The following is a 13857-nucleotide window of genomic DNA, read 5'->3' on the forward strand; positions in this document are numbered from 1 at the left end:
GATCTGTGACTGCATTCTACGGGCGGCAGGCGCCGGGTCGAGCCAAGCTCCCTCGCCTTCGCGCACGCCCCCGCTGTCTCTGTGCACGGTGAACAACCCTTGACGACAGACGGGCAAGGGTCCACACTTCCGGTAACACACGGTCAATGCTCCACAGAAACGGTCATGCGGTGGGTTGCCGAGACCGCTTCGGCCACGGCCCTGTGCACCATCGCGGGCCCCGCCGCCGCACAGCGGACAGGCCCCGGCAGACCCCGCGCGGGGCGTGTCCGCACAGCCGACCGAGTTCGGTTGCTCACGTTCACTGGCTCTCGCACTCCACGGCGGGGCACTCTGAAGCAGGGAAAAGAGTCATGGCACACGCAGAATCAGGTCCCCACAGATCAGGAACAGGCGCCCCGGCCGAGGGTGAGCCCAAGCCGCGGATGGCGCGGGAGCTCGGCTGGTACGCCTCGTTCTCCGTGGCCTTCGGGTTCGTCTCCATCGCCACCGGCATCTTCACCACCTACGGCTCGGTGCTCGCGACCTCCGGCCCGCGGGGCATCTGGGCCTGGCCGATCTCCGTGGTCGGCCAGCTCTCCATCGCCCTGGTCTTCGGCGCCCTCGCCGCGCGCATCCCGATCAGCGGCTACTCGTACCAGTGGGTGTCACGGATCGTGGGCCCGGTATGGGGCTGGATCATGGGATGGATCTCGTTCGCCTTCCTGGGCGTGGTGCTGGTCGCCGTCGACTACACGATCGCCTCCACCATCCTTCCGGAGCTGTTCCGCTACGTCGGCACCACACAGAACGCCTGGGTGATCACCGCCGTCGTCGTACTGCTCCAGGCCCTCCTCGTCGCCGCCTCCACCCGCACCACCCACCGGGTCAACAGCGTGGCCGTGACGGTGCAGCTCGTCGGCATGATCGCCCTGACCGTGCTGCTCTTCGCGGTGGGCGCCTTCACCGGCAAGCTCGACTTCGGGCACCTCTTCGACACCGGGACCGTCCCCGAGAGCGGCTACTACGCCCTGGGCGGCGGCACCACGGCCGGACCGTTCGCCCTGGCCTTCCTGCTCGGCGCGTTCACCATCGTCGGCTTCGAGTCGGCGGCCAACCTCGCCGAGGAGACCAAGGACCCGGCCCGGGTCATCCCCAAGGCCATGGTCCAGGCCGTGCTTTCCCTGGGCGTGCTCGGCTTCCTGTTCCTGGTCGCGGTCACCGCGGCGGCCGGCCGGGTCGACGGTGTCGGCGCGTCGGCCACTCCCGTGGCCACCGTCATCACCGCCGTGCTCGGCTCGGTCGTCGGCAAGATCCTGCTGGTCCTGGTCGTCGTGTCGATCTTCTCCTGCGGACTGGTGATCACCCTCAGCGGCACCCGGCTGGTCTACGCGATGTCCCGCGACGAACGCTTCCCCGGCTGGCAGCTGCTGCGGCGCCTCGACCGGCGCACCGCCACGCCCCTGAACGCCTCGCTGTTCATGATGCTCATCGCGCAGATCATCCTCGCGGTCTTCTCCCGCTCCACCGACGCGCTGTTCCAGCTGTTCTCCGCCGGAACCCTGCTGCCCGCCCTCATCTACGCCGGAACCGTCGCGATGTACGCCATCAAGCGCCGTTCCCTGCCCGCGTCCCAGGGCTTCTCGCTGGGCCGCTGGGAAGTGCCGGTACTGGTCGTCGCGGGCATCTGGCTGGTGTACGAGCTGCTGATCTTCCGGGATGCTTCCTTCCGTGCCCCATGGACCTACGTTCTCGTGCTGTTCGCGATCGGTGCCGTCTACTTCACCGGTCTGCTGATGCGGCGCGGGCGGGACGGGCTGACCATGCCGGACATGGCCGACGTCGACCGCGCCCTGGACGCCGCCGACGGCACGTCCGCGGACGCCGCCGCGGAAGGGAGCGCACGATGACCGCGATCCTCGCCATCGACCAGGGCACCTCGGGCACGAAGGCCATCGTGGTCGACCCCGAGGAGGGCACCGTCGCCATCGCCGAGGAGACCGTCCGCCCCACCTATCTGAACGGCGGCGGGGTCGAGCAGAACCCGCACGAACTGCTCGACTCCGTCCTCAACGCCGGCCGCCGCGCGGTGAGCGCGGCCGGCCGTCCGATCGCCTGCGTGGCCCTCGCCAACCAGGGCGAGACGGTCCTGGCCTGGGACCCGGCCACCGGAACACCCCTGACCCAGGCGCTCGTGTGGCAGGACCGGCGCGCGCAGACCGTCTGCGACGAACTGGCCGAGCACGCCGAGAGCGTCGCCCGGCGCACCGGCCTCGTCCTCGACCCGTACTTCTCCGCGCCCAAGATGGCCTGGCTGCGGCGCAACCTCACCCGCGACGGGGTGGTGACCACCACCGACACCTGGCTGGTGCACCACCTCACGGGAGAGTTCGTCACCGACGCCTCCACCGCGAGCCGCTCACTCGTCCTCGACCTGGACACCGCCGCCTGGGACGAGGGACTCCTGGACCTGTTCGGCCTCGGCGGCGAACGGCTGCCCCGCATCGCCGCCTGCGACGAGGTCGTCGGCACCACCCGGGCCTTCGGCCAGGAGGTGCCGGTGGCCGGGCTGATCGTCGACCAGCAGGCGGCCCTGGTCGCGGAGCGCTGCCTGGAGCCGGGCACCGCGAAATGCACGTACGGCACCGGCGCGTTCCTGCTGGCGAACACCGGCCTGAACCCGGTGCGCTCCAGCGCCGGACTGACCACCTCGGTGGCCTGGCGGGCGGCCGGACGGACGCCGTACTGCGTCGACGGCCAGGTCTACACCGTCGCCTCGGCGGTGCGCTGGCTCCAGGACCTCGGCCTCATCCAGTCCGCGACCGACCTGGACACGCTGGCGGCGGCCGACGCCGAAGGGGTGCTGTGCGTGCCCGCGTTCGCCGGCCTCGCCGCCCCCTGGTGGGCACCGGAGGCCACCGCCTCCTTCACCGGCATGACCCTGGCCAGCCGACGCGAACACCTCGTCCTCGCCGTGCTCCAGGGAATCGCCGCGCAGGTCGCCGAACTGGGCACCCTGGTCGCCCAGGACCTCGGCCGGCCCCTGACCCGGCTGCGCGCGGACGGCGGACTGACCAACTCCGCCGTGCTCATGCAGGCCCAGGCCGACATCGCGCAGACGCCGGTCGACATCTACCCCCACGCCCACGCCACACCCCTGGGAGCGGCCGCACTGGCCCGCTGCGCCCTCGATCCGGCGCTCGGGCTCGAAGAAGCCGTCGGCGACTGGCAGCCGACCACCGTTTACGAACCCCGCTGGTCCGCCGACCGGGCCGAGGAGTTCCGCACCGCATGGGCGCAGGCCGCGACGGCCCGCGCCACCGAGGGAGACCATTCATGACCGCCACCCCGCACCGCCCCCACGACGACGTCTACGACGTCGCGGTGATCGGCGGAGGCATCGTCGGCGCGGCGATCGCACGCGAACTGTCCGGCTACGACGTCCGCGTCGCGCTGCTCGACGCCCGCGACGACGTCGGCGACGCCACCAGCAAGGCGAACACCGCGATCCTGCACACCGGCTTCGACGCCAAGCCCGGCACGCTCGAATCCCGCCTGGTCGCCCGCGGCTACCACCTGCTGAGCGCCTACGCGGAAGCCACCGGCATCCCCGTCGAACACACCGGTGCCGTCCTGGTGGCCTGGACCGACGAAGAACTCGGCGCGCTGCCCGGACTGAAGGAGAAGGCCGAGGCCAACGGCTACACCCACTGCCGGATCGTCGACGCCGACGACGTCTACCGGCTGATCCCCGACCTCGGCGAGGGAGTCCTGGGCGGGCTGACCGTGCCGGACGAGTCCATCATCTGCACCTGGACCACGAACCTCGCCCTGGCCACCGACGCCCGGCAGCGCGGCACCACGATCCTGCTCGAACACGCCGTGACCCGCGTCGACGAAGGGGACGAGGCGACCACCCTGCGCACCTCGGCCGGTGACGTACGGACCCGCTGGGTGGTGAACGCCGCCGGTCTCGGCGCCGACCACGTCGACCGGCTCTTCGGCCACGACCGCTTCACCGTCACCCCCCGCCGCGGTGAACTCTTCGTCTTCGACAAGCTCACCCGCCCCATGGTGAACAAGATCGTGCTCCCGGTGCCCACCTCCCGGGGCAAGGGCGTACTGATCTCCCCGACCATCTACGGCAACGTCATGCTCGGCCCCACCGCCGAGGACCTCACCGACCGCACCGACACCGCCACCTCCGAGGACGGCTTCGACTTCCTGCTCACCAAGGGCGAACGCCTCATGCCGCGCCTGCTGGCCGAAGAGGTCACCGCCAGCTACGCCGGGCTGCGCGCCGCGATCGACCACCCCGACTACCTCATCGAGGCCACCCCCCGGCAGCGCTACCTCCTCGTCGGCGGGATCCGCTCCACCGGCCTGACCGCCGGCATCGCCATCGCCGAACACGCCCGCACCCTGCTGGAGGAGGCCGGCCTGGCCCTGCGCCCGCGCGCCGACCTGCCCGAGCCGCCACGGATGCCCAACATCGGCGAAGCCACCCAGCGCCCCTACCAGGACGCCGGCCTCATCGCCCGCGACCCCGCCTACGGCACCATCGTCTGCTTCTGCGAGCGGGTCACCGAGGGCGAGATCCGCGACGCCTGCCACGCCCCGGTACCCGCCCGCAGCCTGGAGGGACTGCGCCGCCGCACCCGCGCGATGAACGGCCGCTGCCAGGGCTTCTTCTGCGGCGCGGCCGTCGCCGCCCTGCGCGAGAAGCACCACACCCACGACGGCTGCCGCAGCCAGCACAAGGACAACCGATGACCCACCAGCCGCCCCTGACCACGCCCGACGTCCTCATCATCGGCGGCGGGCCCGCGGGCCTGACCGCCGCGGCCGAACTGGCCGGACGCCGGGCCGGCCGTGTCCTCGTCGTCGACCGGGAGCAGGACGCCGGCGGCATCCCCCGGCACAGCGACCACACCGGCTACGGCCTGCGCGACCTGCGCCGCGTGATGACCGGACCCGCCTACGCCCGCCACCTCGTGCGGCAGGCCACCCTGGCCGGAGCGGAGATCCGCACCCGCACCATGGTCACCGGCTGGGCCGACGAGGACACCGTCGACGTCACCAGCCCCGACGGCCGCTACCGCATCCGGCCGCGGGCCATCGTGCTGGCCACCGGCGCCCGCGAACGGCCCCGCACCGCACGCCGCATCCCCGGCGACCGCCCCCACGGCGTCTACACCACCGGCCAGTTGCAGAACCTCGTCCACCTGCACCACCAGCCCGTCGGCGAGCGGGCCGTCATCGTCGGCGGCGAACTCGTCAGCTGGTCCGCGGCCGTCACCCTGCGCGAGGCCGGCTGCACCCCCGCCCTCATGGTCAGCCAGTACCCGAAGGCGGAGTCCTACGCCGCCTTCAACGCGGCCGGACGCACCGTGCTGCGCGTCCCCGTCGCCACCCGCACCCGTGTCACCCGCGTCATCGGCAAAGGCCGCTGCCAGGCCGTGGAGATCGAGCACCTCGACACGGGCCGGCGCCGCACGGTCGCCTGCGACACCGTCGTCTTCACCGGCGACTGGATCCCCGACCACGAACTCGCCCGCTCCGCCGGCATCACCCTCGACGAAGGCACCCTCGGCCCGCTCACCGACACGGCGCTGCGCACCAGCTGCCCCGGCGTCTTCGCCGCCGGCAATCTGCTGCACCCCGTCGACACCGCCGACGTCGCCGCCCTCGACGGCAGGCACGTCGCCCAGCAGGTCGTCCACCACCTGAACGGCGAGGACCGGCCGGCCGGGGGCGTCCGGCTGACCGCCGACGCCCCCTTCCGCTGGGTCGCCCCGCAGATCCTGCGGCCGAACGACCCCGCACCCGCCCGGGGGCGCCTGCTGCTGTGGACCGACGAGTTCGTCCGCTTCCCCAAGGTGACCGTCCGTCAGGACGGACGAACCCTCGCCCGCCGAACCCTCGCCTGGCCGGCCGCCCCCGGCCGCGTCTTCCGCGTCCCCGCCGGCCTGCTCGACGACGTCTCGCCCACCGGAGGCCCGGTCCACATCGGTCTGCACTAGCCGGCCTGCCGAACCCGCGCTCGCTCCCCACCGCCCTCCACCGTGTCCGGCTCGGACCTTGCCGCCGCCGCGGAGACGAGGGCGTGGAAGCGGCCGGAGCCCGGCCCGCCTGCTTCGGACGGCTCCACGTACCATCAGCGGGCCCGTTCTGTCAGCAAGGAGCCCCACACCCGTGACATCCGTCGTCGCGCCGTCCACGGCTGCCGCTCTGCTGGATCCGCGATGGCTGACCCGTACCGAGGACGGGACACGGCTGCCCGCGCTGCTGTGGTCGGCGGGCCCGGGATGGCGGATGATCAGCAACGCCGTGCTCGGCGGCGGCGTCGGAGAGCGCGGCTGGGTGCTCAACGCGCAGGTGGCCCACGGCTATCGGCGTACCGATCCCGAACGCCACCTCGCCGACCTGGCCGACGCGGCCGGACTGCACGGGACGGGGGTGGGCCTGATGACCGCCGCCGACGTCGCGGCCTACGGCCGCGGGGTCGACGACGGCGCCACCGCTGTGGCCACCGCGGGCGTCCGGGTGCACGGATGGGCCGCTGCCCCGGAACCGGTCACGTCCGGCCCGCAGGCGCCGGGCACGATCAACGTCGTCGCCGCGCTCCCGGTCGCGCTGTCGGACGCCGCACTGGTCAATGCCGTGAACACCGCGACCGAGGCCAAGGTCCAGGCGCTGCTGGAGGCGGGCTACGACTGCTCCGGCACTCCCACCGACGCCGTGTGCATAGCCGCCCGCACTCCGGGCGCCGGCGACGAGCTCCACGCCTTCGCCGGACCGCGCTCGCTGTGGGGCGCCCGCCTGGCGCGCGCCGTTCACCAGGCGGTGCGCGCGGCCACGCCTGTTCCTGGGGAGTGAGGAGCCCGGCGTGCCGCCGTCCCCGGGCAAGCACGGTGACGTCACTCAGCGGCACGCCGAGCCGACAATCCGGTGTTCCGGGGAAGGCCCCTACTTGTACGTGGCCACGCACCAGTTGGCGAAGTTCTTGAACGCCGCCTGGGTCGCCGGACCGGCCTGTCCGTCGATCGCGCCGCTGTAGCCCCAGCCGTTGTTCTTCAGGAAGCGCTGCAACGCCGAGACCGTGCCGCTTCCGACGACCCCGTCGATCGGGCCGGTGTAGCCGTGGTACGCCTTGAGGTGGCGCTGGAAGGCCTTCCAGCTCTCGGTACCCAGCTCCCCGTCGATCGAGCCGGTGTACCCCCATTCCGCCTTGAGCCAACGCTGGACGCCCTTGGCCTGACTGGTGCTCAGGCCGAGGTTGACCACCGCGAGCGGCCTGACGGCCTGGGCGGTCGCCGCGTGCTTCGGGGCCGAGTCGGATGCCGCGAAGCCGGCGCTCGCCCCCGCCAGGCTGCCGGCGGCCAAGCCGACGAGTGCGGTGACACCGACGAGCGACCTTGCCAGGACTTTCCTACGCATTCGTTTCTCCCCCTTGAGGTGATGAGACGGAAACCGCCACCGCTGACGCCTGGGCCGTCGACCGGGTGACTCGCAGCTCCGGGAACGGTGCGTCATCGATGCCGTTCGTGCCGCTTCAGCGTGCCATCGGCGTCCGGGCCGTTCATGAGCCGACAGCGCACTCCGCTTGGCGCAGAGCGCACTTTTCCGTGCCCCTGTGTCCGGGTGACACTCGTATGCACCGCGGCCAGGCTCGAGTCGCTCAGCCACCTCTGCCTCATTCGCAACCTGCAAGCGGCACACACGGGGGGACATTCATGCTGACCACAGTGCTGGACACTGCCCATCTCCCGCCCGCCGAACGATTGGCGGCCTGGGTGGAGACGACAGGGCTGGCCCTGGTGAGGACCCACACACGCTTCGCCGGTACCGACGGCAGAGGCAGCATCCAGACCATGACGCTCGGACCGGTACAGCTGGCGGTGGTGTCGTACGCGGCGCTGTCGTCGCAGCGCACGCCCCGGCTCATCCGGCAGTCGGACCCCGAGCAGTACCAGATCGCCCTGGTCACCCGCGGACGGCAGCGGATCGAACAGGCCGGGCGGCACGCCACCGCCGGCCCCGGCGACCTCGTCGTCTACGACAGCTCACGGCCGTTCCGCGCCTTCGCGGAATCGGGTCTGTGCGGAGCACGGTCCATCCTGCTGCAGTTCCCCAGGAGTCTGCTGCCGCTGCCCGAGACGACCGTGGCTCCCCTGTGCGGCACGCTGCTGTCCGGGCGGGTGGGCGCCGGACGGCTCCTGTGCCAGTTCCTGACCGGTCTGGTCGACACGCACGCGGACCTCGCCCCCGCCGTCGGCGTCCGGTTGGGGAACACGGCCGTAGAACTGGCGGCGGCTCAGCTCGCCCACCAAGCCGGGCGGGAGGCACTGCTTCCCCCCGAGTCACGGCGGCGGACCCTGTTCGAACAGGCCGGCGCGTTCATCACGGCCCGTCTGCACGACCCCGACCTGAACCCCCGCGTCGTAGCGTCGGCACACTTCATATCGACGCGCTACCTGCACCGGATCTTCCAGCAACAGGGCACCACCGTGCTCGACTTCCTCAGGCAGCAGCGCCTTGCCCGCTGCCGACGCGAACTCGCCGATCCCGGCATGAGCGGCGTTCCCATCGCCGCCATCGCCCTGCGCTGGGGATATCCGCGGCCGTCCGACTTCACCCGTGCCTTCCGCGCGGCCTTCGGCATGACCCCCAGCGAGTACCGCGCCATCAGCCTGCACACGAACCGTGCGCTCCAACTTCAGCCCGAATGAAACCACGGGGGGCCGCCCCTTGGGGGTGCGGGGGTCGGCCGGCGCCGGTCAGTGAGCTGCCGGCCCGGGTCGTCCTTGAGGACGACGCCGAGCAGTGTCCTGCCCACGAAGGCGGCGACCGCCAACGCCCGGGTCGGACCGGCCCGGGCAGGCGTGCCTCAGCTGTCGAAGTCGACGGTCAGGGAGTCGGACACGGGGAACGTCTGGCAGGTCAGGACGTAGCCGGCGTCGACCTCGGAGGGCTCCAGCGCGTAGTTGCGGCGCATGTCGGCCTCGCCGTCGGTCACCAGCGCGCGGCAGGTGCCGCACACGCCGCCCTTGCAGGCGAAGGGCATGTCCGGGCGTACGCGCGTCGCCCCGTCCAGGATCGTCGTCTCGCGGGAGAGCGGGGACGTGGTGGAGCGGCCGTCGAGCGTGATGGTGACCTGGCTGACCGGGCCGTCGCCCGTGGCGTCCTCGTGGCGGACCGCGCGGATCGGCTCGTCGTCGGCGAAGAACAGTTCCTGGTGGACGCGGCCCGCCGGGACGCCGAGGTCCCCGAGCAGCTTCTGCGCGTCGCGGACCATGCCGTGCGGGCCGCACAGCCACCAGTGGTCCGCGCTCTTCACGTCGACGAGCCCGTCGATGAGCGCGGCCAGGCGCTCGGCGTCCAGGCGCCCCGAGAGGAGCTCGGCCTCGCGCGGTTCGCGGGACAGGACGTGCCCGAGCTGGAAGCGGGTGGGGTAGAGGTCCTTCAGGTCGGCGAGCTCGTCGGCGAACATCACCGTGTCGGTACGGCGGTTGCCGTAGAAGAGGGTGACCTGGGAGCTGGAGTCGGCGGCCAGCACGGACTCGGCGATGGACATCATCGGGGTGATGCCGGAGCCGGCGGCGATCAGGACGTGGTGGCCCGGTTCGGCGAGGTCGGGGGTGAAGGCGCCGGTGGGAGCCATCACCTCGATGGTGGCGCCGGGGCGGACCTCCTCCACCAGCCAGGAGGAGAACAGGCCGCCGGGCACCACGCGCACGCCGATGCGGGGGCGGGCGCCGACGGGGGAGCAGATGGAGTACGACCGGCGCTCGTCGCGCCCGTCGACCTCGCGGCGCAGCGTGAGCGACTGGCCGGGCCGGTAGGCGAACTCCTGCGCCAGTTCCTCGGGCACGTCGAAGCTGACGGCGACCGCGTCCGCGCACAGCGGCTGCACCGCGGCGACCCGCAGCGGGTGGAAGGCCGGACGGCGGCGCCGCCGCGCGGGGGCGGCGGACGCGTCGGTCTCCGTCGTCGTGGTGGTCGGGGCCATCAGATCTCCTTGACGTACTCGAACGGCTCAAGACAGCTGCGGCAGCGCCACAGTGCCTTGCAGGAGGTGGCGGCGAAGCGGGACGTCTCCTCGGTGTCCGACGACCCGCAGCGGGGGCACGCCACCGCCCGCCGGATGGCGGACAGCTCCAGCGGCACGGGGCCGCCGGAGCGCCGGGGCGCGCTGCCGGGAGGCGCGATGCCCGCCTCGGTGAGCTTGCGCCGGCCCTCGGCGGTGATCCAGTCCGTCGTCCACGGCGGGTCGAGGACGGTGCGGATCTCCACCCGCGCGAAACCGGCCGCACGCAGCCGCGCCGCCACGTCGGCGCGCATCTCCGCCATCGCGGGACAGCCGGAGTAGGTGGGGGTCAGCCCGGCGACCACCGTGCCGTCCGGCCGCAGCTCGACGGCGCGCAGCACGCCGAGGTCGGCCAGGGTGAGCATGGGCAGCTCCGGGTCCGGGACCTGCTCGGCCACGTGCCGCGCACGCCGCTCGTCCAGTGCGGTCACCATGTCGCCTCCGGGTGCGCGCGGGCCACGCTCTGCAACTCCTCCAGCAGCGGGGCCAGATGCTCGGTGTGGTCGCCTTCCCGGCCCTGACCGGGCAGCGCCTCGGCCTCGGGCGACTCCAGACCGGCGGCGTCGAGGACCTGCCCGAGCACGGCCGCCGTCTCCTCCCGCACGTCCGCCGGGTCGACGCCGAAGCCCGGTCGCGGCACGAAGAGTTCGGCCGTGTACGGGGCCACGGCGGCCAGCGCCGCCCGCATCCGCCGGTGGGACTCCTCCGTGCCGTCGCCCAGGCGCACCACCCAGTCCGCCGCGAACTGCCGGTGGTAGGCGAGTTCGTTGACGCCCTTGGCGGCGATCGCCCTCAGGACCGGGTCCTGCGTGGTGGCGGCGAGCCGCTGGAAGACGGCCAGGCGCCAGCAGGACAGGACCAGCAACCGGGTGACGGAGAACGCGAAGTCCCCGTTGGGGAGTTCGGCGAGCCGGACGTTGCGGAAGTCCGCCGCGTCCCGGAAGTAGGCGTAGGCGTCCTCGTCCCGGCCGGTGCCGTCGACCTGGCCGGCGCGTGCGTACAGCAGCCGTGCCTGGCCGAGCAGGTCGAGGCCGATGTTGGCCAGGGCGACCTCCTCCTCCAGCTCCGGGGCCCTGGTGCACCACTGGGCCAGGCGCTGCGCGCCGACCAGGGCGTCGTCGCCGAGGGCGAGGCAGTACGCGGCCAGCTCGGCGGGCTCGACCGTGTCCGGCACGGTGGTGTCGACGCCGTGCAGCGGGTCCTCGAAACCGGTGCCGAAGGCCCAGCGGGCGTCCGACTCCCCATGGTCCTCGGCCAGGGACAGGTAGACGTGGTCGTCGCTCATGTCCGTCCTGCTCCTAGATGTGCGGGACATCGTCGGGGATGTCGTAGAAGGTGGGGTGCCGGTAGACCTTGTCGGCGCTGGGCGCGAAGAAGGGGTCCTTCTCGTCGCGGGTGGAGGCGGCTATGTGCTCCGAGCGCACCACCCAGATGCTCACGCCCTCGTTGCGCCGGGTGTACAGGTCGCGGGCGTGGCTGAGCGCCATGGTGTCGTCGGCCGCGTGCAGCGAGCCGACGTGCACGTGGTTCAGGCCGCGCTTGCCGCGGACGAACACCTCGTACAGCGGCCAGCTGTCCTTCGTCCCCTCGGTGTTGCTCATGCCGCCGTTCCTTCCTCGTTGTTCCGGGCGGCCCGCTTGGCCGCGTGGGCGGACGCCGCCTCACGCACCCAGGCACCGTCCTCGTGCGCGGCCTTCCGCCGTGCCACACGTTCCTCGTTGCACGGCCCGTCGCCGCTGATCACGCGCTTGAGCTCGGACCAGTCGGGGGTGCCGAAGTCGTGGCGGCCGCGCTCCTCGTTCCAGCGCAGTTCGGGGTCGGGCAGGGTGACGCCCAGCTTGGCGGCCTGCGGGACGGTCATGTCGACGAAGCGCCGGCGCAGTTCGTCGTTGCTGTGCCGCTTGATCTTCCAGGCCATCGAGGCGGCGGAGTTGGGGGAGTCGCCGTCGGGCGGGCCGAACATCATCAGGGACGGCCACCACCAGCGGTCCACCGCGTCCTGCACCATCTCGCGCTGGGCGTCGGTGCCGCGCATCATCGTCATCAGCAGCTCGTAGCCCTGCCGCTGGTGGAACGACTCCTCCTTGCAGATCCGCACCATGGAGCGGGCGTAGGGGCCGTACGAACTGCGGCACAGCGGCACCTGGTTGCAGATCGCCGCGCCGTCGACGAACCAGCCGATCACGCCGACGTCCGCGAAGGTCGGCGTCGGGTAGTTGAAGATCGACGAGTACTTCTGCCGGCCCTCGATGAGGCGGTCGGTGAGGTCGGCGCGGCCGGCGCCCAGGGTCTCGGCCGCCGAGTACAGGTACAGGCCGTGCCCGGCCTCGTCCTGGACCTTCGCGAGGAGGATGGCCTTGCGGCGCAGCGAGGGGGCCCTGGTGATCCATTCGCCCTCGGGCTGCATCCCGATGATCTCCGAGTGGGCGTGCTGCGCGATCTGCCGGATCAGCGTCTTGCGGTAGCCCTCGGGCATCCAGTCCCGGGGCTCGATCCGCTGGTCCTTCGCGATCGTCGCGTCGAACTGCTCCTGGAGCCGCTGCTCCGCGCTGTCGCCGCTCGACACTGCGCCGTGTGACGTGGTCATCGATACCAGCTTCCCTACCGACCATTCGTTCGGGTAATAGTCTGTCGAATTTTCCCGGCCCCGGCAACCCCTGAATCCGGGATCGCCCCGACCGCACACGGCCGCCGGACGGTGCGAGGGCCGCCACCGCGTGCGGCGGCCCTCACACCGGCGGCCTTCTGCTCAGCGGCCCTCGAAGGACGGCTTCTCCTTGGCGAGGAAGGACCGCACGGCGCCGCAGTGGTCGTCGGTGGCGCCGAGGCGCTCCTGGGCCGCAGCCTCACGCTCCAGTACCGCGCTCAGCCCCGCCCCGGCCGCCGCGTACCGCAGCAGCGCCTTGACCTCGCCGTACGCGGCAGTGGGCCCCGCCGCCAGCCGCCGGGCCAGCGCCAGCCCCTCGACCGCCGCCTGCCCGTCGGGCACGACCTGGTGCACCAGTCCCCACAGCTGTGCGTCCCCGGCGTCGAAGCGGTCGCCGAGCAGCATGAGGGCGGCGGCGCGCGACGGGCCGACCGCCTGGGCCAGCGACAGGCTCAGACCGCTGTCCGCGGCCAGCCCGATCCCGGTGAACGCGGTCGAGAAACGCGCGCCGTCCGACGCCACCCGCACGTCGGCGCACAGCGCGAGACCCAGTCCGGCCCCGACGCACGCGCCCTTCACGGCCACGACCACCGGCTGAGGCAACGCGTGCAGCGCTTCCACCAGCGGGTTGTACTCGGCGCGCACCACGGCGAACGCCGATGCCGGGTCGCGCTCCAGGGCCTCGGCGTGCTCCTTGAGGTCCTGTCCGACGCAGAAGTTCCGGCCCTGGGCGGTCAGCAGCACCGCGCGGACCGGCTCGCCGCCCCCGTCGCCGGCCACCCGCCGGACGGCGGCCAGCAGCCCGGACCGCAGGGCCGCGTCGAGCGCGTTGCCCGCGGCGGGCCTGCGCAGTTCGACGACCGCGACGCCGTCCTCGACGCGGTAGCCGATCCCCTGCCCCGCCGCGTCGGGCGAGGCCGCTTCCGGCGGGGTCACCGGTAACCTCCGAGGACGCCCCCGGCTTCAGCCGGGGGATGAATGGGACTTCTGCGGAGCAGGGCAGGGAACGGAGTTTCGCCCAAAAGGCGAAAGATCGCCCGGGCGGTCGGGTAGCCTGGCTGTCGTGCGTTGCGAGAGCCAAGCACGCGCAACTCCTTTGTCTTGACGGGCAACCGGGCAGGTTCCGTCCCGGCTGGTGCTG

The 13857-nt window shown here is 72.4% G+C and carries 13 protein-coding genes; 6 read left to right on the forward strand and 7 right to left on the reverse strand.

The window, feature by feature from the left end; translation table 11 throughout:
* The first annotated feature begins 353 nt into the window (after nt 1–353).
* From TNCT6_RS32520 to TNCT6_RS32540, 5 genes are all read left to right on the forward strand, one after another.
* Nucleotides 354–1889, forward strand: coding sequence for an APC family permease (locus TNCT6_RS32520; RefSeq protein ID WP_141364771.1), 1536 nt, complete (start codon nt 354–356; stop codon nt 1887–1889).
* Nucleotides 1886–3319: an FGGY family carbohydrate kinase gene (locus TNCT6_RS32525; RefSeq protein WP_141364773.1), complete on the forward strand. Its 1434-nt coding sequence runs from the start codon at nt 1886–1888 to the stop codon at nt 3317–3319. Before TNCT6_RS32520 ends, TNCT6_RS32525 begins: the two co-directional genes overlap by 4 nt.
* Entirely contained in the window at nt 3316–4752 is a 1437-nt protein-coding gene (locus TNCT6_RS32530; RefSeq protein ID WP_141364775.1) for an NAD(P)/FAD-dependent oxidoreductase, read from the forward strand. Before TNCT6_RS32525 ends, TNCT6_RS32530 begins: the two co-directional genes overlap by 4 nt.
* Nucleotides 4749–6002 carry an NAD(P)/FAD-dependent oxidoreductase gene (locus tag TNCT6_RS32535; RefSeq protein WP_172633128.1) on the forward strand — a complete coding sequence of 418 codons (1254 nt, stop codon included), beginning with the start codon at nt 4749–4751 and terminating at the stop codon, nt 6000–6002. The genes TNCT6_RS32530 and TNCT6_RS32535 overlap by 4 nt, the downstream gene beginning before the upstream one ends.
* 172 nt (nt 6003–6174) lie before the next feature.
* Nucleotides 6175–6858 (forward strand): adenosylcobinamide amidohydrolase, encoded by a 684-nt coding sequence (locus TNCT6_RS32540; RefSeq protein WP_172633129.1) that lies wholly within the window; start codon nt 6175–6177, stop codon nt 6856–6858.
* Between the two features lie 90 nt (nt 6859–6948).
* Here TNCT6_RS32540 and TNCT6_RS32545 read toward each other — a convergent pair whose 3' ends face one another.
* Nucleotides 6949–7419 (reverse strand): peptidoglycan-binding protein, encoded by a 471-nt coding sequence (locus tag TNCT6_RS32545; RefSeq protein WP_141364776.1) that lies wholly within the window; start codon nt 7417–7419, stop codon nt 6949–6951.
* Nucleotides 7420–7715: 296 nt separating this feature from the next.
* On the opposite strand from TNCT6_RS32545, the gene TNCT6_RS32550 reads away from it, so the two are divergent.
* Nucleotides 7716–8711 carry a helix-turn-helix domain-containing protein gene (locus TNCT6_RS32550; protein ID WP_141364778.1) on the forward strand — a complete coding sequence of 332 codons (996 nt, stop codon included), beginning with the start codon at nt 7716–7718 and terminating at the stop codon, nt 8709–8711.
* Nucleotides 8712–8869: 158 nt separating this feature from the next.
* Here the strand turns inward: TNCT6_RS32550 and paaE are convergent, their stop codons facing one another.
* The 6 genes from paaE to TNCT6_RS32580 all read right to left on the reverse strand — a co-directional run bounded on the left by paaE (nt 8870) and on the right by TNCT6_RS32580 (nt 13652).
* The gene (paaE, locus tag TNCT6_RS32555) at nt 8870–9991 is read right to left on the reverse strand and encodes a 1,2-phenylacetyl-CoA epoxidase subunit PaaE (RefSeq protein WP_141364780.1); all 1122 of its coding nucleotides are present in this window, start codon (nt 9989–9991) and stop codon (nt 8870–8872) included.
* Complete coding sequence (gene paaD, locus TNCT6_RS32560) at nt 9991–10503, reverse strand: 1,2-phenylacetyl-CoA epoxidase subunit PaaD (protein ID WP_141364782.1); 513 nt, start codon at nt 10501–10503, stop codon at nt 9991–9993. The genes paaE and paaD overlap by 1 nt, the downstream gene beginning before the upstream one ends.
* Complete coding sequence (paaC, locus tag TNCT6_RS32565) at nt 10497–11354, reverse strand: 1,2-phenylacetyl-CoA epoxidase subunit PaaC (RefSeq protein ID WP_141364784.1); 858 nt, start codon at nt 11352–11354, stop codon at nt 10497–10499. The genes paaD and paaC overlap by 7 nt, the downstream gene beginning before the upstream one ends.
* A gap of 13 nt (nt 11355–11367) precedes the next feature.
* On the reverse strand, nt 11368–11670 hold the full coding sequence (gene paaB, locus TNCT6_RS32570) for a 1,2-phenylacetyl-CoA epoxidase subunit PaaB (RefSeq protein ID WP_141364786.1): 303 nt from the start codon (nt 11668–11670) through the stop codon (nt 11368–11370).
* The gene (paaA, locus tag TNCT6_RS32575) at nt 11667–12656 is read right to left on the reverse strand and encodes a 1,2-phenylacetyl-CoA epoxidase subunit PaaA (RefSeq protein ID WP_141364788.1); all 990 of its coding nucleotides are present in this window, start codon (nt 12654–12656) and stop codon (nt 11667–11669) included. Before paaA ends, paaB begins: the two co-directional genes overlap by 4 nt.
* 162 nt (nt 12657–12818) lie before the next feature.
* On the reverse strand, nt 12819–13652 hold the full coding sequence (locus tag TNCT6_RS32580; protein WP_141364790.1) for an enoyl-CoA hydratase/isomerase family protein: 834 nt from the start codon (nt 13650–13652) through the stop codon (nt 12819–12821).
* Between the last annotated feature and the right edge of the window lie 205 nt (nt 13653–13857).

This window comes from Streptomyces sp. 6-11-2, from assembly GCF_006540305.1.
GTDB lineage: Bacteria > Actinomycetota > Actinomycetes > Streptomycetales > Streptomycetaceae > Streptomyces.